Source organism: Pseudomonas sp. PVC-3-1 (genome assembly GCF_057444315.1).
This window is the reverse complement of sequence record NZ_CM172023.1, coordinates 148,444-171,660: the sequence shown is the minus strand read 5'-3', so window position 1 is coordinate 171,660 and position 23,217 is coordinate 148,444. Positions and strand designations below refer to the sequence as shown.

The following is a 23,217-nucleotide window of genomic DNA, read 5'->3' as shown; positions in this document are numbered from 1 at the left end:
ACCAACCTGCGAGAACAACAACAATGAACGCACCCGACAGCTTGGCCCAGAGCGCCGCGATTCCGCGGCGGACTCTGGTGATCGCCTTCCTCTTCTGCTTCCTGGGTCTGCTTGCCGACGGCGCAGACCTGATGTTCCTCGCCTACAGCCTTAACAGCCTCAAGGCCGAATTCGGCCTGTCCAACTTCGAGGCGGGTTCGCTGGGCAGCATCACCCTGGCCGGCATGGCCATCGGCGGCATCTATGGCGGCTGGGCGTGCGACCGCTTCGGTCGGGTGCGCGTGGTGACCTGGACCATCCTGGTGTTCTCCGTCGGCACCGCATTGCTGGGCCTGGCGCACAACTACTGGGCCTTCGCGCTGATCCGCTTCGTCTCCTCGCTGGGCCTGGGCTCGCTGTTCGTGGCCTGCAACATCCTGATGTCCGAGTTCGTCACCGCGAAGTACCGCACCACCATCCTGGCGACCATGCAGGCCGGCTGGACCGTCGGCTACCTGGTGGCGACCGTCCTCGCCGGGCAGATCATCCCCGACTACGGCTGGCGTGCACTGTTCTTCACCGCAATCGGTGCGGCGCTGATCTGCCTCGCGCTGCGGCCCTGGGTGCCGGAGTCGCCGTCGTGGCTGGCGGCTCGTGCACAACGCGTGCAGCAGGCCAGCAGCGGGCGCCAGCAAGCGGTTGCCAGCGGCGGCATGCGCCAACTGCTGGTCGATCCGTCCACCCGACGCATGTTCCTGCTGTGGAGCCTCACCTCGTGCTTCCTGCTGTTCGGCTACTACGGCACCAACAACTGGATGCCCTCGTACCTGGAAAGCGAGCTGGGTATGAACTTCAAATCCATGACCGGCTACATGGTCGGCACCTACACCGCGATGATCCTCGGCAAGGTGCTCGCCGGGATCGCCTCGGACCGCTTCGGCCGCCGCGCCACCTTCGCTGCCGGCGCCATCGGCACTGCCATCTTCATGCCGGTGATCGTGTTCTGGCACACGCCTGACAACATCGTCTGGATTCTCGCGCTGTTCGGTTTCATCTACGGCGTACCGGTGGGCGTGCTGGCCACCTACATGACCGAGAGCTTCTCCACCCAGGTGCGCGGCGCTGCCGTGGGCACTTCCTACAACCTCGGCCGCATCGGCGCGGCAGTGGCCCCGGCGGCCATTGGCCTGCTGGCCTCCCACGTGTCCATCGGCGCGGGCTTCCTGGTGATGGGCATCACCTATGTCATCACCGGCCTGATCCCCGCGCTGATGATCCCCAACCGGCTGTATGACCCGAACCGCGAAGCGCGTTCGACGCAGGCCAGCTCTCCCGCGCGTACACCGGCCCACAGCACTGCCCGCCCGCTGGGCCAACCCGTCACGGAGGAAAGCCTGCGATGACCGATCTCACCCGCGCTGCCAATGCGCCCGGGCCGGACATGTTCCCGCGCGATCGATACACCTTCCAGGAGTTCCTCGGCCTGGAGCGCTGGGTCGATGGCGAGGTGGTGCGGGTCCGCCTGCGCCACCGCCCGGAGCTGATGAACTACATCGACAGCTTCCACGGCGGCGTGCTGATGAGCGTGCTCGATGCCGCCATGGCCGGGGCAATCCGCGCGCAGATGCCGGGCTGCTCGATGGTCACCATCGACATGGCCACGCACTTCATGGGCAGCACGCGCGGCGAGATCAACGCTGTCGGCCGGGTACTCAAGCGCACCCGCACCCTGTGCTTCTGCGCGGCGGATATCTACGACGAGGCCGGCGAGTTGATCGCCAGCGCCACCGGCAGTTTCAAGTACCGGCCCGCGGCGGCCGGAGCTGTTCAACCGACACGGGAATGACGAAATGACCGACCACACCGCGATGGCCGAGGAGCGCGAAGAGCGCCTGCGGCTGATCCGAGACAGTGCCGCCTCCCTGGTCCCGCGCGGCGGCGACCTGGGCCGGGTGCGCCGCCTGCGCTTCCAGCAGGCGAGCGTTGACCGTGACGCCTGGGGCGAAGTCTGCGCCATGGGCTGGCCGGGTCTGCGCCTCGCTGAAGAGCTGGGCGGCAGCGGCCTGGGCATGGCCGAGTACACCGCGCTGCTGGAAGAACTCGGGCGCGGCCTGCTGCCCGAGCCGCTGATCGAGGCGAGCCTGGTCGCTCCCTTGCTGCCGGCTGACGAGCGCGACGCCCTGCTGGCCGGCGAGCGCTTGATCCTGCCCGCTGGAATCGGCTACGAGGCAGGTGCCGCCTTGCCGGTGCTGCGCGATGGCCAGTTGCGCGGCGAGATCGCCCATGTGGCCTTGGGCGCTGCGGCCGATGCCTGGCTGGTCGCCTGCAACGTCGGCCTTGCACTGGTGCAGCGCAATGCCGAGGGACTGAGTATTCATCAGGAACCGACGCAGGACGGCGGCCACCTGGCGCGCCTGCGCTTCGATGGTACGCCGGCGCAACTCGTCGAAGCTGCGCCCGCAGCGCTCGATGAGTCGGCACTGGCCTGCGCCGCCTACCTGGTGGGGCTGATGGATGCGGCCTTCGAACAGACTCGCGACTACCTCGGCGTGCGCCGCCAGTTCGGCCGCGAGATTGGCAGCTTCCAGTCGCTGCAGCACCGCATGGTCGACCTGAAGCTGCAGATCGAACTGGCCCGCGCCATCGTCGGCGAAGCGGCCACCGCCCTGGACGCCGGCGCGCCGGCCGCACAGGTACAGCGACTGGTGTCCACCGCCAAGGTGCGTGCCGCCGAAGCGGCCATGCTGGTGACCCGCCAGGCGATCCAGTTGCACGGCGGCATCGGCTACACCGACGAAGCGGACATCGGCCTGTTCCTGCGCCGCGCCATGGTGCTGCTCAACAGCCTGGGTTCGCTGGCCTTCCACCGGGCGCGCTACATCGCCCTGCTGCATGCGGAGGTGGCGTGATGAGCGAGATGCTGCTGCAGGAAAGCCATGGCTCGGTGCGTTTGCTGCGCTTCAACAATCCGGCGCGGCGCAATGCGCTGTCCCCCGCATTGCGCGCCGAGTTGCTCGACGCACTGCGTGAGGCGGACGCCGATCCCGCCGTGCGCAGTGTGGTGCTCACCGGTTCGGCGGAAGTCTTCAGTGCCGGCGGCGACCTCAGTGACATGCACGTCACCGATCTGAACGCCGGTCGCGTACGCATGCAGAAGAACGCCGACCTGATCCGCCAGATGCTGCGCATGGGCAAGCCGATCATCGCTGCCATCGAAGGCTGGGCGGTGGGCGCCGGGCTATCGGTGGCGCTGGCCTGCGACAGCCTGGTGTGTGGCGGCACGGCGCGCTTCGCCGCGGGCTTCGGCAAGGTCGGATTGATCGCCGATCTCGGCCAGCTGCACACCTTGCCCGCGCGTGTCGGCATCGGTCGCGCCCGGCAGGTGCTGATGTTCGGCCAGGTGATCGAAGCCGAGGAAGCGCTGCGCATTGGCCTGGTGGACCAGCTCTGCGCGCCGGGTGCTGCGCTGGATGCAGCCCTTGCGCTGGCCGCGAAGGTGGAGCAGCAGGCACCGCTGTCGCTCGCGCTGACCAAGGCATTGCTGGCCGACGGCCTGGAACTGCTGCTCGAACGCGAGGGCGATTTCCAGAGCCAGCTGTTCCTCAGCGCCGACCATGCCGAAGGCAAGGCGGCGTTCCTCGAAAAACGTTCCCCGAATTTCCGGGGCCAGTAATCAAGAGAGCAGTGACATGACCGATTACAACGCCCTGGGCGATGACGAATTCCGCCGGCTGGTGCGCGAGTGGGTCGCCGCCAACTACCCGCAACGCATCCGCAACCCGGCCCACCGCCTGGGCCGCGACGACACCTGGGAGTGGTACCAGGCGCTGTCCAAACAAGGCTGGCTGTGCCCCGGCTGGCCAGTGCAGCACGGCGGCATGGGGCTGTCTGCCGGCAAGCAGCTGATCATGATCGAGGAGATGGAAAACTACGGCTGCGCGCGCCTGCCCGACAGCGGCATCACCATGCTCGGCCCGCTGCTGATCCGCTATGGCAGCGACGCCCAGCGCGAGCGCTTCCTGCCGCGCATCCTCAGTGGCGAAGACATCTGGTGCCAGGGTTACAGCGAACCCAACGCCGGCTCCGACCTGGCCAGCCTGCGCACCGAGGCGGTGCTGCGTGACGGCGAATGGGTAATCAACGGCCAGAAGACCTGGACCACCATGGGCACCGAAGCCAACTGGATCTTCGTGCTGGCGCGCACCGAGCGCAGCGCCAAGGCGCAGCAGGGCATCAGCTTCCTGCTGGTGCCGATGGACAGCCCTGGCGTCGAGGTGCGGCCGATCCTCAACCTCGAACTGCAGGGCGAGTTCTGCGAGGTGTTCTTCAACGACGTGCGGGTGCCGCAAGAGAACCTCGTCGGCGCGGTCAACCACGGCTGGGGCATGGCCAAGGCGCTGCTGGGCTTCGAGCGCATCTTCTTAGGTTCCCCCAAGCAGGCCACCTTCGCCCTCGAACGCCTGGTGCGCCTGGCGCGTCACCAGGGGCTGTGGGACGACCCGGTGTTCGCCCAGCGCTTCGCCGCACTGAGCATGGACCTGGACTGCCACAAGGCGCTCTACGAGCGCTTCGCCGAACGTCTGCGGCGGGGCGAGGAACTGGGCCCGGACGTTTCCCTGCTGAAGATCCACCAGTCCGAGCTTTACCAGCGCATCAGCGAGCTGGGGCTGGAGATCGCCGGTGCCGATTCGGCGCTGCTCAACCCCTTCAGCGACGATCCCGAGCTGCACCCGGCGGGCATCTTCATCCAGTCGCGACCCACCACCATCTACGGCGGCACCAACGAAATCCAGCGCAACATCCTGGCCAAGGCCGTGCTCGGCCTGCCGAGCTGAGCGTGTGCGCAACGAACTCCCTGATTGAACGAACAGTAAGGAATTAGCGATGACCCAACGACTCAACGAAGGCAAGGTAGCGATCGTCACCGGCGCCGGTGGTGGCATCGGCCGCGAGATCGCCCTGGCTCTGGCCGACAGCGGCGCGCGGGTACTGATCAACGATATCGGCGTGTCCCTGCAAGGCGAGGGCGGCTCGGCCTCGCCGGCCGAGGAAACCCTCGGGCTGATCCGCCAACGCGGCGGCGACGGCGCCATCAACACCGACAGCGTGTCGGACTGGGACAGCGCCCGGCGCATCGTCTCCAGCGCCATCGACACCTTCGGCCGCGTCGACATCGTGGTGAACAACGCCGGCATCCTGCGCGACACCATCTTCCACAAGATGAGCGCCGAGGACTGGCTGTCGGTGATCAACGTGCACCTGAACGGCAGCTTCTTCGTCAGCCGCGCCGCCGCCGAGCACTTCCGCGCGCAGAACAGCGGCGCCTTCGTGCACATGACCAGCACCTCGGGGCTGATCGGCAACTTCGGCCAGGCCAATTACTCGGCGGCCAAGCTCGGCATCGTCGCCCTGAGCAAGTCCATCGCCCTCGACATGCAGCGCTACAACGTGCGCTCCAACTGCATCGCGCCCTTTGCCTGGAGCCGCATGACCGACTCCATCCCGGCCGAGACGCCAGAGCAGAAGGCGCGGGTGGAAAACCTGCAGCGCATGACGCCCGACAAGAACGCGCCGCTGGCCGTGTACCTCGCTTCCGACGCCGCCAGTGCGGTCAACGGCCAGGTGTTCGCCGCGCGCAACCACGAGATCTTCCTGATGAGCCAGAGCCGCCCGCTGCGCAGCGTGCACAGCGACAACGGCTGGACCCCGCAGAGCATCGCCGAGCACGGCATGCCGGCGCTGCGCGGCAGCTTCATGGACCTGGCGCGCAGCCCGGACGTGTTCTCCTGGGACCCGATCTGACCTTTTGGAGGCAGGCGCATGTTCAAGACCCGATTCACTGAAGCCTTCGGCGTCGAGCACCCGATCATGCAGGGCGGCATGCAGTGGGTGGGCCGTGCCGAGATGGCGGCGGCCGTCGCCAACGCCGGCGGCCTGGCCACTCTGTCGGCGCTGACCCAGCCGACTCCGCAGGCGCTGGCCGACGAGATCGCGCGCTGCCGCGAACTCACCGACAAGCCCTTTGGCGTCAACCTCACACTGTTGCCGACGCAGAAGCCGATTCCCTACGCCGAGTACCGCGCGGCGATCATCGAGGGCGGCATCCGCGTGGTCGAAACCGCCGGCAATAACCCCGGCGAACACATCGCCGAGTTCCGCCAGCACGGGATCAAGGTGATCCACAAATGCACCGCCGTGCGCCATGCGCTGAAGGCCGAGCAACTGGGCGTGGACGCCGTTTCCATCGACGGCTTCGAGTGCGCCGGGCATCCGGGGGAGGACGACATTCCCGGCCTGGTCCTGCTGCCGGCGGCGGCCAACCGGCTGAGCGTGCCGATCATCGCCTCCGGTGGTTTCGCCGACGGGCGCGGGCTGGTGGCGGCGCTGGCGCTGGGGGCCGACGCGATCAACATGGGGACGCGCTTTCTCAGCACCCGCGAATGCCCGATCCACCCGCAGGTCAAGGCGGCGATCCGTTCCGCCGACGAGCGCTCCACCGACGTGATCATGCGTTCGTTGCGCAACAGCGCACGGGTCGCCCGCAACGCCATCAGCCAGGAAATCCTGGCCATCGAGGCGCGCGGCAACGCCACCTATGCCGACATCGCGGCACTGGTCAGTGGGCTGCGCGGTCGCACGGTCTACGAGCAGGGCGACACCGACCTGGGTATCTGGTCGGCGGGCATGGTCCAGGGCCTGATCGATGACGAGCCCAGCTGCGAGGAACTGCTGCGCGACATCGTCGAGCAGGCGCGCCAGCTGATCCGCCAGCGACTGGAGGGGCTGCTCATCCAGTGATTTTCAATTTGGCGGCGTGGGAGCAAGCGCTTTTTCTGGATGCCTGTGCCTGGGCTTGCCCTCTCCCCCCGCCCTCTCCCTGAAGGGGGAGGGAGCTGTCCGTGCCGGCTGACGCCAAGGTTTCAACCTGCACCGAACGGTCCCCTCTCCCTTCAGAGAGAGGGTTAGGGAGAGGGAATGGGCCTGCACGGACTTTCATGAAGCAGCGACGCCGCCTTCACCTCACCTGACGAAGAGACAACAACAATGAAAAATCTTCCCGTACGGGCGCTCGTTTCGGGCTTCGCCTGCCTGCCCCTGTTCGCCCACGCGGACTTCATCGCGGACAGCAAGGCCAGCCTGGAACTGCGCAATTTCTACTTCAACCGCGACTACCGCCAGAGCGGTGCCGCGCAGTCGAAATCCGAGGAGTGGGCGCAGGGATTCCTGCTGCGCTTCGAGTCGGGCTACACCGAGGGCACGGTCGGCGTGGGCGTCGATGCGCTCGGCCTACTGGGGATCAAGCTGGACTCCAGCCCGGACCGCACCGGCTCCGGCCTGCTGCCGTATTCGGCCAGCGACAAGCGCGCCGCCGACGACTACAGCGACCTGGGCGTGACCGCCAAGCTGCGCGCCTCGAAAAGCACCCTGAAGGTCGGCACGCTGCTGCCGAAAATGCCGGTGGTGCAGTACAACGACACGCGTCTGCACCCGCAGACCTTCCAGGGCGGCCTCGCCGAGATCAATGAGATCGACGGCCTCTCCGCGCAACTCGGCCAACTGCGCCAGGTGAAGCAGCGCGACTCGACCAACGACGAAGACCTGTCGATGACCCGTGGCAACAAGCGCAACATCGTACTCGGCAGCCACACCAGCAGCGACCGCTTCAACCTCGCCGGCGGCACTTACCGCTGGACCGACAACCTCAGCACCAGCTACCACTACGGCGGCCTGGAGAACTTCTACCGGCAGCACTACCTGAGCGTGGTGCACACCCTGCCGATCGCCGAGGGCCAGTCGCTCAAGTCCGACATCCGCTGGGCGCGCTCCACCGATGACGGCGGCAGCAACGTCGACAACCGTGCGCTCAACGCACTGTTCACCTACCGCATCGGTGGTAGCGGTTTCGGTGTGGGCTACCAGCGCATGTCCGGCGATACCGGCTTCGCCTACCTGTCCGGCACCGACCCGTACCTGACCAACTTCGTGCAGATCGGTGATTTCGCCAACAAGGACGAACGCTCCTGGCAGGCCCGCTACGACTACGACTTCGCCGGCCTCGGCCTGCCCGGCCTGACCTTCATGACGCGCTACCTGCAGGGCGATCACATCGACCTGCTCAACGGCCAGGGGCGCGGCAAGGAATGGGAGCGCGACACCGATATCGGCTACGTCATCCAGAACGGTCCACTGAAAAATCTTGGCTTCAAGGTGCGCAACGGCGCCTTCCGCAGCGATTTCGGCAACGATATCGACGAAACGCGGGTGATCGTCAGCTACCAGATGCCACTCTGGTAATAGTCGCTACGGGCGGTGGCGGTTTGGCCAGAATCGCCCTGCCCGTGGCGGGAATGTCCCTTTCAGCGAAAGTCTGAACCGTGATTCACTGATTTTCATGCAGTGAATCCGGATTCAGATCATGGCCTATCGACACTCCCCAGCGCGGCTGCAAAAGGATGGCGAGCTGCGTGAACGCATCCTCGAGCTGGCGCTGGTGCGGGTTGCTGATGGCGGGTTTGCCGCCCTGACCATGCAGAGCCTGGCGGACGACGCCGGCATTGCCACCGGCAGTCTCTACCGACATTTCAGCGGCAAGGGTGAACTGGCCGCCGAGGTATTCGCCCGTGCCAGCCAGCGAGAGGTCGATACGCTGGGTGCCCTGCTGAAAACTTCCGACAGCGCGTCCGAGCGCCTGGACCGTGGCCTGCACCAGTTCGCCGCCCGCGCCTGGGGCAGCCGCCGACTGGCCTTTGCGCTGATCGCCGAGCCGGTCGACCCGGAAGTGGACGAGCAGCGCCTGATCTACCGCGAAGCCTACGCCGCCCTGTTCGTCACCCTGCTGGAGCAGGGCATCGCCGCCGGTGAGTTCCAACCGCAACCGGTGCAGCTGACTGCTGCCTGCCTGGTCGGCGCCATCGCCGAGGCATTGATCGGCCCGCTTTCGCCGCCGGCCCGAGCTGCACGGGATGCCGGCCAATCCAGTATTTCCCTGGAGGACGTCAGTGACGCCCTCGTGAATTTCTGCCTGCGCGCCGTCGGTGCGCGCCCATCTGTTCTGCCAACGCCTGCCTCGCCCACAACCGCCACGGAGGACCAGCCATGAGCCTGCACCAGTACGCCGAAACCCACGAAGTGACCAACCAGGTGCCGCCGCTGGACGGTGCCAACCTTTATCGAATCGACCTGCCGTTGCAGGAGTGGGTGCGCCGCTTTGGCGGCGGCTTCGCCGAGCAGAAACTCGATGCTTATGGTGCGCTGGCTGGCGGGCCGCTGATGGCGGCGGGCTTCCTCGCCAACGAGAACAAGCCGGTGTTCAAGTCCCATGACCGTTACGGCCACCGCGTCGACCTCATCGAATTCCACCCGGCGTACCACGAGCTGATGCGCGCCTCCATCGAGGCCGGCATTCCCTCCATGCCCTGGACCGATCCGCGCGTTGGCGCCCAGGTCGCGCGTGCGGGCCTCAGCTACCTGCACAGCCAGGCCGAAGCCGGCACCGGCTGCCCGTTGACCATGACCTTCGCCAGCGTGCCGGCCATCCGCTTGCAGCCGGATATCGCCGAGAAGTGGCTGCCGAAAATCCTCTCCACCGAATACGACCCGCGCAACCTGCCTATCGAGCAGAAGGCTGGCGCCACCATCGGCATGGCCATGACCGAGAAGCAGGGCGGCACCGACGTGCGCGCCAACACCACCCGTGCCTACCCGGTGGGCATTCCCGGTCCGGGCCAGGCCTACGAGCTGGTCGGCCACAAGTGGTTCTGCTCGGCGCCGATGTGCGATGCCTTCCTTACCCTGGCCTATACCGACAAGGGCCTGACCTGCTTCCTGCTGCCGCGCCACCGCCCGGACGGCAGCCGTAACGAGTTCTACATCCAGCGCCTGAAGAACAAGCTGGGTAACTGGTCCAACGCCTCCAGCGAGGTCGAGTACCGCGGCGCGCTGGCCTGGATGGTCGGCGAGGAAGGCCGCGGCGTGCCGACCATCATCGAGATGGTCGCCATGACCCGCTTTGACTGCATGATCGGCTCCAGCTCCCTGATGCGCCAGGCGCTGACCCAGGCCGCGCATCACTGCGCCTACCGCCAGGTCGGCGGTCGCGTGCTGGCCGAACAACCCCTGATGCAGAACGTGCTGGCCGACCTCGCCCTGGAAAGCGAAGCCGCGCTGGCGCTGACGATGCGCATGGGGCGCGCCCTGGACCACCTGCACGACGAACAGGAAGACAAGTTCGCCCGCCTGGTCACCGCCGTGGGCAAATACTGGATCTGCAAACGCGCCCCCGCGATGATCAACGAAGCCGCCGAATGCCTGGGCGGCGCCGGTTATGTCGAGGACACCATCCTCCCGCGCCTGTACCGCGAAGCGCCGGTCAACTCCACCTGGGAAGGCTCGGGCAACGTGCAGTGCCTGGACGTGCTGCGCGCCCTGTCCAAGGAGCCCGGCGTGCTTGACGCACTGTTCGCCGAACTGGGCGACGGCCACGGCGATGCACGCCTGGCGTCGTTCATCGGCAACCTCAAGGCATCCTTCGCCGATACCCAGGACATCCAGTACCGCGCCCGCCAGCTCACCGAAAACGTCGCCGTCGCCCTGCAGGCCAAGCTGCTGCTGGAGGCGGGCAACTCCGTGGTCTCCGATGCCTTCATCGCCAGCCGCCTGGATGATGGTGGCCGTGTCTACGGCACCCTGCCGCGCGGGGTGGATGTGGAAGCGTTGGTAGCGCGCTCGACGCCGCACCTGGCGTAATGCAACTTTGCCAGCTGCCCGCCATGGGCAGCTGGCCCGGTCCTGTCACTGATCGTCTGTGTTGAATCTGTCATCCCCTTCCGCGACAGAAGCAGGCAAGATGGAGCTGATCGTTCAGACAGGATGCCCACCATGAGTCTTACGACTGGCGACGAGTTCTTCGTCGCGCAGACTGCCGAAGAGGCCGTCGATCAACTGGCCGTGCTCCACGAGCGCGCCACCGGCGCCCTGAACCAGGCGCTCAAGCGGTACCTGAAGGACCGCGAAGTCCCCGACGCGCAACAGCGCGAACAATTCCGCTACCCGCTGCTGCGGGTGACCTATCTGTGCCAGGGCGAAGTGCCCTCGACCACCCGTGCCTACGCCAAGGTTCAGGTTCCGGGCACCTACGCGGTGACCATCACCCAGCCCAAGGCCTTCCGCAAATACCTGCTGGAGCAGCTGCGCCCGCTGATGGAAGACTTCACCGTGCGGGTGGAGGTCGGCGTCAGTCAGCAGAACATTCCTTACCCTTACGTGGTGGAAGGTGGCGACGAACTGGGCGGGTCGGGCGTGACGGCCGCCGAACTGGCGCGGGTGTTTCCCAGTACCGACCTGTCGGCCACATCTGACGGTGTCGCGGATGGCCTCTACGAATGGGAGAACGCCGACCCGATGCCGCTGGCGCTGTTCGATGCCGCGCGTACCGATTTCTCCCTGCGCCGCATGGTGCACTACACCGGCAGCGACTGGCGCCATGTGCAGCCGTGGATTCTGCTGACCAACTACCACCGCTACGTCGACCAGTTCATCCACCTGGGCCTGGAGCGCCTGCGCGACGACCCGCGCTTCGTGCGCATGGTCCTGCCGGGCAACGTGATCATCGAGCGCGGCACGGACGAGGGCGAGGCCAATGCCATCGTCGCCAGCGTCGAGTGGCACCGCTTCCAGATGCCGGCCTACCACCTGATTGCCGAAGACGGCGACGGCGTGACGCTGGTGAACATCGGCGTCGGCCCGTCCAACGCGAAGAACATCACCGACCACCTCGCCGTGCTGCGCCCGCATTGCTGGCTGATGGTTGGCCACTGCGGTGGCCTGCGCCAATCGCAGACCATTGGCGACTACGTGCTGGCCCACGCCTACATGCGCCGCGACGGCATTCTCGACCGCGTGCTGCCGCCGCACATCCCGATTCCGGCACTGGCCGAAGTGCAGCTGGCGCTGCAGGAAGCCGCGGCGCTGGTGACCGGTGAGCGCGGCGACCAGCTCAAGCGCCGCCTGCGCACCGGTACCGTACTGACCTACGACGACCGCAACTGGGAGCTGCACTGGGCCCAGGAGCGCCCGCTGATCAACCTCGCGCGAGCGATTGCGGTAGACATGGAAAGCGGCACCATCGCCGCCCAGGGTTATCGCCTGCGGGTGCCCTACGGCACGCTGCTGTGCGTCTCGGACAAGCCGTTGCACAGCGAGATCAAGCTGCCCGGCGCGGCCACGGCGTTCTACCAGCGCGCGGTGAGCCAGCACCTGTCCATCGGCGTCGCCGCCGTCGACCTGCTGCGCACCCAGCTCAACTCGCTGCACTCGCGCAAGCTGCGCAGCTTCGACGAGCCGCCGTTCCGCTGATCTGCGACAGGGCGCGAAGCGCCTGCCAGGGCGAAGGTGGTTGCCTCAACTGAATCAAGGAGGCAGCGTAGGGCGCATAACGCGCCAGCGTTATCCGCCGTGGCGGTTGCGGCGCATAACCTGTTCCAGGTTATGCGCCCTACGGTGCTGAAGAGTGTCGATGGAGAGAGTTGCCGATGACCGATCCTCGCAAGACCCCGGCGGGCCGCGTGCTCGCCCTGCTGGACCTGACTTCGCTGAATGCCGGCGATGACCTGCAAAGCACCGTGGACCTCTGCCGCCGCGCGCTGACGCCCTACGGCGAAGTGGCCGCAGTGTGCGTGTGGCCGAAGCTGGTGCACGTTGCCCGACGCACGCTCAATACCCTGGGCGGACGCGGCGTCCGAGTCGCCAGCGTGTGCAACTTCCCCGCCGGCAACGCGCCGCTGGCTGACGTGGTGGAGGAGGTGCGCAAGACCCTCGCCGAGGGGGCCGACGAAATCGATCTGGTCTACCCCTGGCGCAAGCTCAAGGCTGGCGAGGCTACGGGAGCGGAGGAACTGATCCGCACCTGCAAGACACTCTGCGGGCCCTACCACCGGCTCAAGGTGATCCTGGAAACCGGCGAACTGGACGATGCGGAACTGATCCGCACGGCTTGTCGCGAAGCCATCGCCGGCGGCGCCGATTTTCTCAAGACCAGTACCGGCAAGGCGACTGTGCATGCCACGCCCGAAGCCGTGCGGGTGATGCTCGAATGCATCGAGGAGGCGGGCGGCAAGGTGGGGCTTAAAGTCTCCGGTGGCCTGCACACCTTGGCCGATGCGCTGCAATATCGTGCGCTGGTGGAGGAGCGTTTCGGCGCCGGCTGGATCACTCCGGAGCATCTGCGTTTCGGGGCTTCGTCGCTGCTCGACGAGCTGCTGCGCGAGCTGGGTACCGAGGCCAAGCCCATCTCCACGCGCAGCTACTGAACCGCCCGCGTTGACGCAGGCCGAGGCGAGCCTAGAATGCTCGCCTCCCGCGCCACGGGGAACCGTGGCGCGTCCCTCCGGTCGGACCTTCGCCGACCTTTTTCGCTGGTGATCCCATGCCGTTCCGCGCCCCTTCGCACCTCACCAACCCGCTGCGCCGTTTCGCCCGCCGACTGGTGGAAAACGGCACGCCCGAAGTCGCCGCACCGCTGCCGTTGCCTGACAGCATTGCCGGCGAGCCCTGGTTTTCCGTGGGCAAGGCGGTGGAAGGCCTGGGTGGCGAACGAGTAGATGGCTGGTGCCTGGAGGAATGGCCGGGTCTGGCCCTGCGTGCCCGCTTCAGCGCCTGCTGGCGTGATGTTCAGGGCCGCCTGTGGAATGTGCTGCCGGGCGGCGAAGCCATCGCTTTCCTGCCTGATCCGTCGCGCCGCTACGAAGGCGTGCCGCTGGCCGAGCAGCTGCATGCGCTGGAGCGCGACGAGTTGCTGGAGGATTACCTCTGGCTCAGTCGCGAGCTGAGCAGACCACAGATGGACGACGAGCGCCGGGAAGTCCGCGAATCCATGCGCCAGCGCCTGGAAAGCTGGCTGGAGCTGGGCGGCCGCGGTGACAAACCGTGCCCGTGCAGCAGCGGCAAGCGTTACCGCAACTGCTGCAGCAAGCGCGTGCGCGAGAACTGACCCAAGGGGATTTTTCGTAGGGCGAATTACGCACCAGCGTTATCCGCCGAGAAGGGCCGGCGCATAACCCGTTCCGGGTTATGCGCCCTACCGTTCTACCGTTCTGACGTTTTTTGTAGGAGCGAGCTTGCTCGCGAACCGCCCAGCATCCAAGTTGCCGGAATGCACGTTCGCGAGCAAGCTCGCTCCTACAGGGATGAGTCCGGCATCGGTGGGACGAGCCATTGTTCGCCCGGCTTCGGCGCGCGGAAACGCTCCGCCGCCACACCACGTTGCTGTAGCGCCGCCGCCAGGTCGCTGACCGGCGTGAATTGCCCTTCGTCGCTCAGGCGGAATGTGCCGAAGTGGATCGCCATGCTGCACTGCGAATCGAGATGCTGGTGCGCCTGCACGGCGTCGTCCGGGTTCATGTGGTGGTGACGCATGAACCAGCGCGGCTCGTAGGCGCCGATGGGCAGGGCGGCGAAGCGCATGGGGCCGAAGCGCTCGTGCATCAGGCAGAACTCTTCGCCCAGCCCGGTATCGCCGGGGAACAGCAGCGGGCCGTCCGGCGATTCCAGCACGAAGCCCATCCACAACGTGCGGTTGGTGTCGCGCCGCGAGCGCGCCGACCAGTGCTGCGCCGGCACACCGGTGAGCAGCATGCCCTCGGGCATCGGCAGGCTCTGCCACCAGTCCAGCTCGACGATGTCATTGAATCCGCAGGCGCGGATCAGCTCGCCGTTGCCCAGTCCGGTCACGACCTTGGCGGACGGGAAGCGCCGGGCCAGCTCGCGCAGGCTGTGGATATCCAGGTGGTCGTAGTGGTTGTGGCTGACCAGGATCAGGTTGATCGGCGGCAGTTCGTCCAGCGCCAGTCCCGGCGGGTGCACGCGCTTGGGGCCGACGAAGCTGAACGGGCTGGTGCGTTCGCACCAGAGCGGGTCGGTGAGGATATTCAGCCCGCGGTGTTGGATGAGCAGGGTGGCGTGGTTGATGTAAGTGACGCGCAGTTCGTCGCCTTCGACGCGGGCTGGCGTCTCCGGACGGGCGTCGGGGCCGGGCTGGGCGATCCACTCCTGTTGGCGGCCGCGTTCGCGCTGCCATTTGAGGAAGGCGCGCAGGCCGTTGTGCGATTGGCGGTCGAGATTGTGAAAGCGGGCACCGTCGAAGTGCGCCGTTTGCGGGCCGCGATAGCGGGCGCCGAGGCGGCCGCTGAGGTTCTGCAAGGTGATCAGCCAGGTGGGGTGGCTCATGGGCATGCTCGTGCGTGCTCTTGCGATGAGGGCTAGGCACAACCTAGCATGCCGGCATTCCTCGCATCCCCTATCCTCGGTTACCAGTCTTTTCGCCATGCCCCGTCCGCCGCGCCCTGCCAATCGTCGTCCCGCCAGCCGTCCCGCGCCTCGCCGTGTGGCCAAGGCGCCGCCGGCGCAACCGAAGCTGATCCTGCTGAACAAGCCGTTCGACGTGCTGACGCAGTTCAACGACAGCGACGGCCGCGCGACGCTGAAGGATTTCGTCGATGTGCCGGGCGTCTATCCCGCAGGCCGCCTGGATCGTGACAGCGAGGGCTTGCTGCTGCTGACCAATGACGGCCGCCTGCAGGCGCGCATCGCCGATCCGAAGCACAAGCTGCCGAAGACCTATTGGGTGCAGGTGGAAGGTGAGCCGAGCGACGAGCAGCTGGAACAGCTGCGCAAGGGCGTGCAGCTCAATGATGGCCCGACTTTGCCAGCCGAGGCCCGGCGGCTGGGGGAGCCACGGCTTTGGGAGCGCGACCCGCCGGTGCGCTTCCGCAAGTCAGTGCCCACGGCCTGGCTGGAGCTGGTGATCCGCGAGGGGCGCAACCGTCAGGTACGGCGGATGACCGCGGCGGTTGGCCTGCCCACGCTGCGCCTGGTGCGCGTGCGCATCGGGCCATGGCAGCTGGAGGGGCTGCAACCGGGGCAGTGGCGGGAAGTCAGCCCCGAGCTCTGAGCCCGGGGCAAGGTCGCGGGTCAGAAGCCGCCTTCGAGCCCGGCGACGACCACGGACTTGATCAGGAAGCCGAGTACGCCCAGGCCCAGTGCGAAGAACAGCACCATGGTGCCCATGCGGCCGGCCTTGGACTTCTTGGCGAGGTCCCAGACGATGAAGGCCATGAACAGGATCAGGCCGGTCACCAGGCCGTACATCATCCAGTCTTCGAAACTTTCGTTCATTGCTGCTCCTGCCCGGTACGGACGTGTCGCGTGGGGCGCCGGGACTGAGGGTGGTGGTGGAGAAGGCGCGCATTATACGCATGCGGCGCTTTGTCGTTCAGAGCCGTTCATAAAATGATCAGTTCCTGCTGCTGGACGAGCGGATTGCCCTCGAATATCCCGCCGGTGGGCGGCTGGCGGGGAAATCTCTGGCATTGATTTCGTGCGGCGAGAGGCGGGGTGCGGTGCTGTGTCGCAGGGGCGCCTTGGCCGGCGGACGGTGGGCGTGGCCCGTTCCTGCGAGGGAGTTCGGAGTGAAGCGGTTCGCGAGCAAGCGCGCTCCTACGAAAAGCGCCCCGGAGTTTGGCTGGGCTGTAGGAGCGAGCTTGCTCGCGAACAGTTCGTAGAGCGCAATACGCGCCTGCGTTATCCGCCCTACGGACTAACCCCAAGCAAGAGCCTCGCGGAGAAGCTCCACTCCTACAAAAAGGCGCCCGGCTCAGGCGCGCAGGTGATCCAGCGGCAGCTCGGTACTCGCCAACACGTTGCGCAGCACGAAGCTCGACCGCACGCTGGTCACCCCTTCGATGCGGGTAACGGTGCCAAGCAGGAAGTGCTGGTAGTGTTCCATGTCCGGCACCATCACCTTGAGCTGGTAGTCCGCATCCATCCCGGTCACCAGGCTGCATTCCAGCACCTCGGGGCACTTGCCGATGATCTGCTGGAAGTGCTCGAAGCGTTCCGGTGTGTGACGGTCCATGCCGATCAGCACGAAGGCGGTGAGGCTCAGGCCCAGTTTCTTGCTGTCCAGCAGCGCGACCTGGCGGACGATATAGCCATCGTCTTCGAGCTGCTTGACTCGCCGCGAGCAGGGGGAGGGCGACAGGCCGATGCGTTCGGCCAGCTCCTGGTTGGAGATGCGCGCGTCGCGTTGCAGTTCGGCAAGAATTCGCAGGTCGTAGCGGTCCAGCTTGTCCATGAAAGCCTCGTGTATCTGTTGAATTGCGCTTTTGGCGTAATTTTTAGGTATTTATTGCTCAGGTGGTGCCTGTATGAGCAATCTTAGCAATCATTTCCTTGCTCTGTCGCCGTACTATTTCTTCCAGATTCACAGCCCGGACATCACGTCCCCCTGCGATCCGCCCAATCAGGCGCTTCGCGGCCCGCCGACCCCACAGGATCGCGCCGGCCACCGGGCTACGCACTGCCCAGAAGGCGGAGCGAGGTGAGCCGGCGCCAACAGCGACGAGCAGGACGAGATTCCACAAAGGGAGGCTGACGAGCCTCCCTTTTTTCTTGCCTGTGATTTACCTCCGCCATCTTTACCCTGACTTTACTCAACGCCCCGCAATGCCTGCTTCGCGCCGTGGTCTATGGCAATGTCATATCACTGTCCTCGGCCATTGCCGAAGTGAGGAAACAATGAAGTCGGGCATTGGGCAGTTCGCCTCGTTCGCTGTCCTTTCGCTGGCCATCGCGACTCAGGTGCTGGCGGCCGACGGGCCCGATATGCAGGGCCATCCGTCCGCCAATGGTGGCGGCGGTCAGTCCCAGGGGCGTCCGCAGGGCAACAACGGCGGGCAGTGGCAGGGCCACGGCCAGGGCAACAACGGTGGCCAGTGGCAGGGGCGGCCGCAGGGTGGCAATGGCGGTCAGTGGCAAGGCCACGGGCAGGGCAACAACGGTGGCCAGTGGCAGGGTCGGCCGCAGGGTAGCAATGGCCGGCAGTGGCAAGGCGATGGCCAGGGCAACAACGGTGGCCAGTGGCAGGGGCGTCCGCCAGGCAACAATGCTGGGCAGGGGGCAGGGCGTCCGTCCGGCAGCGACGACCACTCCTGGCAAGGGCGTCCCACCGGCAGCATGAGCAGCTCGCATTGGCAGGGCAATGATCACGGCAAGCCCGGCTGGCAGGGCGGCTCTCGTCCGCCGTCGGCGGGCTGGCAGGCTCGCCCGCCTTCCCATGGCAACTGGGGCCCGCACCCGTCCTATTGGCGTCCGGGCTACGTGGTAACCAGCATGCCGAGCGGGCGTTACCGCGTGCCCTATCGCGGCAGCGATTACTACTTCAACGACGGCTACTGGTATCGCCCCTACGGTTCGCGCTATGTGGTGGTGACGCCACCCTACGGCGTACGCGTTCGCTACCTGCCGTCCTACGCCGAGCAGGTGTGGATTGGCAGCATCGGCTACTTCCTCGCGGCCGGCACGTATTACCTCTGGCAAGCCAGTTCGCAGGATTACGAAGTGGTGGCGCCGCCCCAGCAGCAGGTCGCCAGCGTGGCGCAGTCGGCGTACGACGTGATGGCGTATCCGATGTACAACCAGAACCCCGACCAGCAGGCGCGCGATCGCTACGAATGCCACCGTTGGGCTGCCGACCAGAGCGGTTTCGACCCGGCCCTGGCGAGCTACGCGCCACCGGACTACGTTGCCGACAACTACCGCCGCGCCCTGGGGGCCTGCCTGAGCGGGCGTGGCTACAGCGTCAACTGATGCTCGCTAACTGATCGTCTCTTTACCCACCACTTCCTGCGGGTCGGCGTGCACCAGCACCTCGGCCCGCGGGAATTCCTTGTGGATCGCCAGCACCGCCTCGTCGCACAGCTGATGCGCCTTGAGCAGCGTCAGTGAGCCGGGCAGCTCCAGGTGCAACTGGACGAACCAATGCGTGCCGGAAATCCGCGTGCGCAGGTCGTGGGCGCCAAGCACGCCGGGTACTGCCTGCACCAGTTCGAGCATGCGCGTGCTGACATCCGGAGGCAGCTCTTCATCCATCAGTACCGCCACCGACTCCTTGGCAATCTGGAACGAACTCCAGAGGATGTAGAAGGCGATGCCCAGGCCGAAGATCGCATCCATCTGCTGCCAGCCGAAGTTCGCCAGCACCAGGGCGACCAGGATGCTGCTGTTGAGCAGCAGGTCCGAGCGGTAGTGCAGGGAATCGGCGCGGATGGCATTGGAGCCGGTGATCTTCACTACATAGCCCTGCACCATCAGCAGGCAGGCGGTGAGTGCCAGGGACAGGATCATCACCGCGATGCCCCAGCCTGCGGCTTCCACCGGCTCGGGATGTTGCAGGCGGTCGATGGCCTGCGCCCCGACCAGCACGGCGCTGACCGCGATGAACAGCGCCTGCGCCAGCCCCGAGAGGGATTCCGCCTTGCCATGGCCGTAGCGGTGGTCGTCGTCCGCCGGGCGGATGGCGTAGTGCACTGCCAGCAGGTTGAGGAACGACGCGGCGCCATCGAGCAGCGAGTCGGTGAGACCGGCGAGCAGGCTGACCGAGCCGCTGAGCCACCAGGCGATGGCCTTGGCGACGATCAGGGTGGTGGCGACGCCGAGCGACGCGAAGGTCGCCAGCCGCATCAGGTGGGCGTGGCTGGCGTGCTTGAGCATCAGGTGTCCAGGCGGTTGGGCAGGAAGTAGATGTAGTCCAGCAGCGGCGCCTTCTGGCCCAGCGCGGTGAGCGCGGCGCTCATCTGCCCGCGGTGGTGAGTGCCGTGGTTGACCAGGTGCTGGACGATGTTCGCCAGGCTCTGGCGGTGTTCCTGCCCGGCCATGTTGCGGTAGTCCAGCTGGGTGCCGAGGGTGGCGTCGCTCTGCTTGCTCAGCCACAGGCGCCAGGCACCGACACCGTCATTGAGGAAATCGGCGAGGCCGGCGCGATCGGGCGCGGCCTCGGCGTCGAGCCGTTCGAACTGCCAGGGCTCTCGCTGCACACGGGCGAACCAGATGCGATCGACCACCGCGAGGTGGTTGAGGGTGCCGTGCAGGCTGCCGAAGAACAGCCCGCGCGGTGCGCGGTAGGCCTCTTCATCCAGCGGCGCGACAGCCTCCAGAATGCGTTCGTAGGCCCACTGGTGGTACGCCAGGAGTTGTTGCAGGTGTGAAGCGAGAGCGCCGTGCATATCAGGCCTCCGGGCGCAGGCCCAGGCTGGCGAGTTGTTGAAGGCTGCCGCTGCGCTGGAGCAGACGCGGGTCGTCCAGGGGCAGGCTGCGGCCGGTTTCACGCTCGAGGATCGCCTTGAGTTTAGCCTTGTCCACGGTGCCGTCTTCACTCACGGCATCCTTGAGCTTCTCCGGTGCGACCGAGTACTTCTCGTCGGGCAGGTAGATCGCGCCGGTGGCGAAGTCTACGCCGAAGGCAATCAGGCCCGGGATGACGTAGAACAACAGTCCGACGGCGTCCAGGGCGGCGACGGCCGGGTCGATGCGGCCGTCGATCTGACCGCGACGATCGGGGTAGAACAGGGTGCCGCAGGCGGTCAGTTGGCTGAACAGCGCGGCGCTCAGAACGGCACAGGACACTCGGGTGGCAAGACGCATGAAAAAACCTCCGGGAGGATGATGCGGACAACTATAACAACGAGTCCTGAACGGCTGCTGGCAGTTTCGCACTAGCCAGCGTTCTCGTTGCTTCTATGACTGCCGAGTTGGCATCGCGGTTCGCCCGCTATAATCGCCGCCCCCCGCGTATTCCGGGTTACCGCCTTATGAAATTCGAGTTCCAGGAGCCGGCATGAACGCCCTTCCCATCGACAGCGTCCTACCCGCCCTGCGCCAGGCACTGGCCGCGCGCCACGAGGTGGTGCTGGAAGCGCCGCCCGGCGCCGGCAAGACCACCCGCGTGCCGCTGGCGCTGCTGGGCGAGACGTGGCTGGGCGGGCAGTCGATCCTGATGCTGGAGCCGCGCCGGCTGGCTGCCCGCGCCGCCGCCGAAAGGCTGGCCGCGGAGTTGGGTGAAAAGGTTGGCGAGACCGTCGGCTACCGCATCCGCCTGGACAGCAAGGTGGGGCCGAAGGCGCGCATCGAAGTGGTCACCGAGGGCATTCTCGCCCGCCGCCTGCAGGACGACCCGGCCTTGGAAGGCGTGGGACTGGTGATCTTCGACGAATTCCACGAGCGCTCCCTGGATGCCGACCTGGCGCTGGCGCTGACTCTCAACGGACGTGCGCTGCTGCGCGACGAGCCGCCCCTGAAGGTACTGGTGATGTCCGCCACGCTGGAGGGCGAGCGCCTGTCCGCGCTGCTGGACGACGCACCGGTGGTGCGCAGCGAGGGCCGCATGTTCCCGGTGGACATCCGCTGGGGGCGGCCGTGGCAGGCCGGCGAATTCATCGAGCCGCGCGTGCTGCAGACGGTACAGCAGGCACTGGCCGACGAGTCCGGCAGCCTGCTGGTGTTCCTGCCCGGCCAGGCGGAGATTCGCCGCGTCGCCGAACAACTGGGCGAGGCACTGGCCGGTCGCGCTGACATCCTTATCTGCCCGCTGCATGGCGAACTCGAACTGGACGCCCAGCGCGCCGCCATCGAGCCCGCGCCGGCGGGCAAGCGCAAGGTGGTGCTGGCGACCAATATCGCCGAGACCAGCCTGACCATCGACGGCGTGCGCGTCGTGGTGGACGCCGGCCTGGCGCGGGTGCCGCGTTTCGATCCGGGCAGCGGCATGACCCGTCTCGACACCCAGCGCATTTCCCGCGCCTCCGCCACCCAGCGCGCCGGCCGTGCCGGGCGCCTGGAGCCGGGCGCCTGTTACCGCCTGTGGTCCGAGGCCCAGCACGATCAGTTGCCGGCCTATGGCGCGGCGGAAATTCTCCAGGCCGATCTGGCTGGCCTTGCCTTGCAACTGGCGCGCTGGGGGGGCGCGCCACAGGAACTGGTCTGGCTCGACCTGCCGCCTGCCGCCGCCTATGCGCAGGCCCAGGACCTGCTGGAACGCCTCGGCGCGCTGGCCTTCCGCGCCGGTGGCGGCAGCCTCACGCCCCACGGCCAGGCCATGGCCGAGGTGCCGGCGCACCCGCGGATCGCCCATCTGCTGCTGCGCGGCCATGCGCTGGGGTTGGGGCAACTGGCCTGTGATCTGGCCGCTTTGCTGGGCGAGCGCGACATCCTGCGCAGCAACGACGCCGACCTGCATCACCGCATCGCCTTGCTGGCTGGCGAGCAGAACGGTCCGCGCGCCAGCCGTGGTGCAGTGCAGCGCGTTCGCCAGCTGGCGCGGCAGTTCAAGGGCTACCTGCGTGGCCCGGCTCGCGAGCCGGTCGCCGATCCCGATCATCCGCGCTGGCTGGGCGGGCTGCTGGCCTTCGCCTACCCGGACCGCATCGCCCGACAGCGCCGTGCAGGCGGTGGCGAGTACCGCCTGGCCAACGGCCGCGCCGCTCTGTTCGGCGAGCCGGATGCGCTGATGAAGGAGACCTGGCTGGTCATCGCCGACCTCGGCAGCCGCCAGGGCCAGCGCGAGGAGCGCATCTACCTGGCGGCGGCGCTGGAGCCGGCGCTGTTCGAGACGATCCTGGCCGAGCAGGTCAGCGTCCACGATGAGCTGGAGTGGGACGAGCGCGAAGGCGTGCTGCGCGCCGAGCGTCAGCGCAAGGTCGGCGAGCTGGTGCTATCCACCGAGGCGTTGCCCAACCTCGATGCCGAGGCCCGCAGCTGTGCGCTGCTCGGGGTGGTGCGCCGCAAGGGTCTCGAACTGCTGCCGTGGACGCCGGAGCTGCGCCAATGGCAGGCGCGCATTGCCTTGCTGCGCAGGCTGGACCTGGAGAGCAAGGGCGAGAGCGAGTGGCCGGACGTCAGCGACGCCGCGCTGCTGGCTTCGCTGGAGGACTGGCTGTTGCCGTACCTGGGCAAGGTTTCGCGACTGTCGCACTTCGCCAATCTGGAGCTGAGCGGGATTCTCCATGCAGTGCTGCCCTGGCCATTGCCGCAACGTCTGGACGAGCTGGCGCCGCGCACGCTGCAGGTGCCGTCCGGTTCCAGCATCCGCCTGGACTACAGCGAGTTTCCGCCGGTGCTTGCCGTTCGTCTGCAGGAGCTGTTCGGCTTGGCCGATACCCCGCGCATTGCCGGCAGCCGGGTGGCGGTGAAGCTGCACCTGCTGTCCCCGGCACAGCGCCCGGTGCAGGTGACCCAGGACCTGGCCAACTTCTGGCGCAGCACCTATGCCGAGGTGAAGAAGGACCTCAAGGGTCGTTATCCGAAACACTACTGGCCGGATGACCCGCTGATCGCCGAGCCGACGGCACGGGCGAAGCCGCGCAAGGGGTAAGTCAGGCGCGGCGGTGGATTACGCCTCGCTTCCCTCGC

22 protein-coding genes are annotated in these 23,217 nt (G+C 66.9%); 16 read left to right on the top strand and 6 right to left on the bottom strand.

Features of this window, described 5'->3' with window-relative positions:
- The first annotated feature begins 23 nt into the window (after positions 1–23).
- The 13 genes from AC2T4A_RS00835 (at position 24) to AC2T4A_RS00775 (ending at position 13,966) form a co-directional block, all read left to right on the top strand.
- Positions 24–1,382: an MFS transporter gene (locus AC2T4A_RS00835; RefSeq protein ID WP_486742551.1), complete on the top strand. Its 1,359-nt coding sequence runs from the start codon at positions 24–26 to the stop codon at positions 1,380–1,382.
- A gap of 38 nt (positions 1,383–1,420) precedes the next feature.
- On the top strand, positions 1,421–1,825 hold the full coding sequence (locus AC2T4A_RS00830) for a PaaI family thioesterase (RefSeq protein ID WP_416746465.1): 405 nt from the start codon (positions 1,421–1,423) through the stop codon (positions 1,823–1,825).
- Between the two features lie 4 nt (positions 1,826–1,829).
- On the top strand, positions 1,830–2,888 hold the full coding sequence (locus AC2T4A_RS00825; RefSeq protein WP_486742550.1) for an acyl-CoA dehydrogenase family protein: 1,059 nt from the start codon (positions 1,830–1,832) through the stop codon (positions 2,886–2,888).
- 8 nt (positions 2,889–2,896) lie between these two features.
- The gene (locus AC2T4A_RS00820; protein WP_416746463.1) at positions 2,897–3,652 is read left to right on the top strand and encodes an enoyl-CoA hydratase/isomerase family protein; all 756 of its coding nucleotides are present in this window, start codon (positions 2,897–2,899) and stop codon (positions 3,650–3,652) included.
- Positions 3,653–3,668: 16 nt separating this feature from the next.
- A complete protein-coding gene (locus tag AC2T4A_RS00815; RefSeq protein ID WP_486742549.1) occupies positions 3,669–4,814 on the top strand; it encodes an acyl-CoA dehydrogenase family protein in 1,146 nt (381 codons plus the stop codon).
- 49 nt (positions 4,815–4,863) lie between these two features.
- The gene (locus AC2T4A_RS00810; protein WP_486742548.1) at positions 4,864–5,781 is read left to right on the top strand and encodes an SDR family NAD(P)-dependent oxidoreductase; all 918 of its coding nucleotides are present in this window, start codon (positions 4,864–4,866) and stop codon (positions 5,779–5,781) included.
- Between the two features lie 18 nt (positions 5,782–5,799).
- Positions 5,800–6,777, top strand: coding sequence for an NADH:ubiquinone reductase (locus AC2T4A_RS00805; RefSeq protein WP_486742547.1), 978 nt, complete (start codon positions 5,800–5,802; stop codon positions 6,775–6,777).
- 246 nt (positions 6,778–7,023) lie between these two features.
- Positions 7,024–8,274: an OprD family porin gene (locus AC2T4A_RS00800; protein ID WP_416746206.1), complete on the top strand. Its 1,251-nt coding sequence runs from the start codon at positions 7,024–7,026 to the stop codon at positions 8,272–8,274.
- 121 nt (positions 8,275–8,395) lie between these two features.
- Positions 8,396–9,079, top strand: coding sequence for a TetR family transcriptional regulator (locus AC2T4A_RS00795; protein WP_486742545.1), 684 nt, complete (start codon positions 8,396–8,398; stop codon positions 9,077–9,079).
- Positions 9,076–10,725 carry an acyl-CoA dehydrogenase family protein gene (locus tag AC2T4A_RS00790; protein ID WP_486742544.1) on the top strand — a complete coding sequence of 550 codons (1,650 nt, stop codon included), beginning with the start codon at positions 9,076–9,078 and terminating at the stop codon, positions 10,723–10,725. The genes AC2T4A_RS00795 and AC2T4A_RS00790 overlap by 4 nt, the downstream gene beginning before the upstream one ends.
- A 132-nt stretch (positions 10,726–10,857) precedes the next feature.
- The gene (gene amn, locus AC2T4A_RS00785) at positions 10,858–12,333 is read left to right on the top strand and encodes an AMP nucleosidase (RefSeq protein WP_416746090.1); all 1,476 of its coding nucleotides are present in this window, start codon (positions 10,858–10,860) and stop codon (positions 12,331–12,333) included.
- A gap of 176 nt (positions 12,334–12,509) precedes the next feature.
- On the top strand, positions 12,510–13,286 hold the full coding sequence (gene deoC / locus AC2T4A_RS00780; protein ID WP_478378519.1) for a deoxyribose-phosphate aldolase: 777 nt from the start codon (positions 12,510–12,512) through the stop codon (positions 13,284–13,286).
- Positions 13,287–13,402: 116 nt separating this feature from the next.
- Positions 13,403–13,966 (top strand): hypothetical protein, encoded by a 564-nt coding sequence (locus AC2T4A_RS00775; RefSeq protein WP_416746086.1) that lies wholly within the window; start codon positions 13,403–13,405, stop codon positions 13,964–13,966.
- Positions 13,967–14,154: 188 nt separating this feature from the next.
- On the opposite strand, the gene AC2T4A_RS00770 is transcribed toward AC2T4A_RS00775, so the two are convergent.
- Positions 14,155–15,207, bottom strand: coding sequence for an MBL fold metallo-hydrolase (locus tag AC2T4A_RS00770; RefSeq protein WP_486742543.1), 1,053 nt, complete (start codon positions 15,205–15,207; stop codon positions 14,155–14,157).
- A gap of 151 nt (positions 15,208–15,358) precedes the next feature.
- Between AC2T4A_RS00770 and AC2T4A_RS00765 the strand changes: the two genes are divergently transcribed.
- Entirely contained in the window at positions 15,359–15,925 is a 567-nt protein-coding gene (locus tag AC2T4A_RS00765; RefSeq protein ID WP_486743744.1) for a pseudouridine synthase, read from the top strand.
- Between the two features lie 20 nt (positions 15,926–15,945).
- On the opposite strand, the gene AC2T4A_RS00760 is transcribed toward AC2T4A_RS00765, so the two are convergent.
- Together AC2T4A_RS00760 and AC2T4A_RS00755 are read right to left on the bottom strand one after the other, a co-directional pair.
- The gene (locus tag AC2T4A_RS00760) at positions 15,946–16,149 is read right to left on the bottom strand and encodes a DUF2788 domain-containing protein (protein WP_015475469.1); all 204 of its coding nucleotides are present in this window, start codon (positions 16,147–16,149) and stop codon (positions 15,946–15,948) included.
- A 478-nt stretch (positions 16,150–16,627) separates the two neighbouring features.
- The gene (locus AC2T4A_RS00755; protein WP_138520145.1) at positions 16,628–17,107 is read right to left on the bottom strand and encodes an Lrp/AsnC family transcriptional regulator; all 480 of its coding nucleotides are present in this window, start codon (positions 17,105–17,107) and stop codon (positions 16,628–16,630) included.
- Positions 17,108–17,550: 443 nt separating this feature from the next.
- Between AC2T4A_RS00755 and AC2T4A_RS00750 the strand changes: the two genes are divergently transcribed.
- Positions 17,551–18,621, top strand: a complete 1,071-nt coding sequence (locus AC2T4A_RS00750; RefSeq protein ID WP_486742542.1) for a DUF6515 family protein — start codon at positions 17,551–17,553, stop codon at positions 18,619–18,621.
- A gap of 6 nt (positions 18,622–18,627) precedes the next feature.
- Here the strand turns inward: AC2T4A_RS00750 and AC2T4A_RS00745 are convergent, their stop codons facing one another.
- The 3 genes from AC2T4A_RS00745 to AC2T4A_RS00735 are packed head-to-tail and all read right to left on the bottom strand — an operon-like array spanning position 18,628 to position 20,454.
- A complete protein-coding gene (locus AC2T4A_RS00745) occupies positions 18,628–19,524 on the bottom strand; it encodes a cation diffusion facilitator family transporter (protein ID WP_416746080.1) in 897 nt (298 codons plus the stop codon).
- Complete coding sequence (locus AC2T4A_RS00740; RefSeq protein WP_045215008.1) at positions 19,524–20,036, bottom strand: DinB family protein; 513 nt, start codon at positions 20,034–20,036, stop codon at positions 19,524–19,526. Before AC2T4A_RS00740 ends, AC2T4A_RS00745 begins: the two co-directional genes overlap by 1 nt.
- A gap of 1 nt (position 20,037) precedes the next feature.
- Positions 20,038–20,454 carry a polyribonucleotide nucleotidyltransferase gene (locus AC2T4A_RS00735; RefSeq protein WP_138520148.1) on the bottom strand — a complete coding sequence of 139 codons (417 nt, stop codon included), beginning with the start codon at positions 20,452–20,454 and terminating at the stop codon, positions 20,038–20,040.
- A 193-nt stretch (positions 20,455–20,647) separates the two neighbouring features.
- Between AC2T4A_RS00735 and hrpB the strand changes: the two genes are divergently transcribed.
- Entirely contained in the window at positions 20,648–23,179 is a 2,532-nt protein-coding gene (gene hrpB / locus AC2T4A_RS00730; RefSeq protein ID WP_486742541.1) for an ATP-dependent helicase HrpB, read from the top strand.
- Positions 23,180–23,217 lie beyond the last annotated feature (38 nt).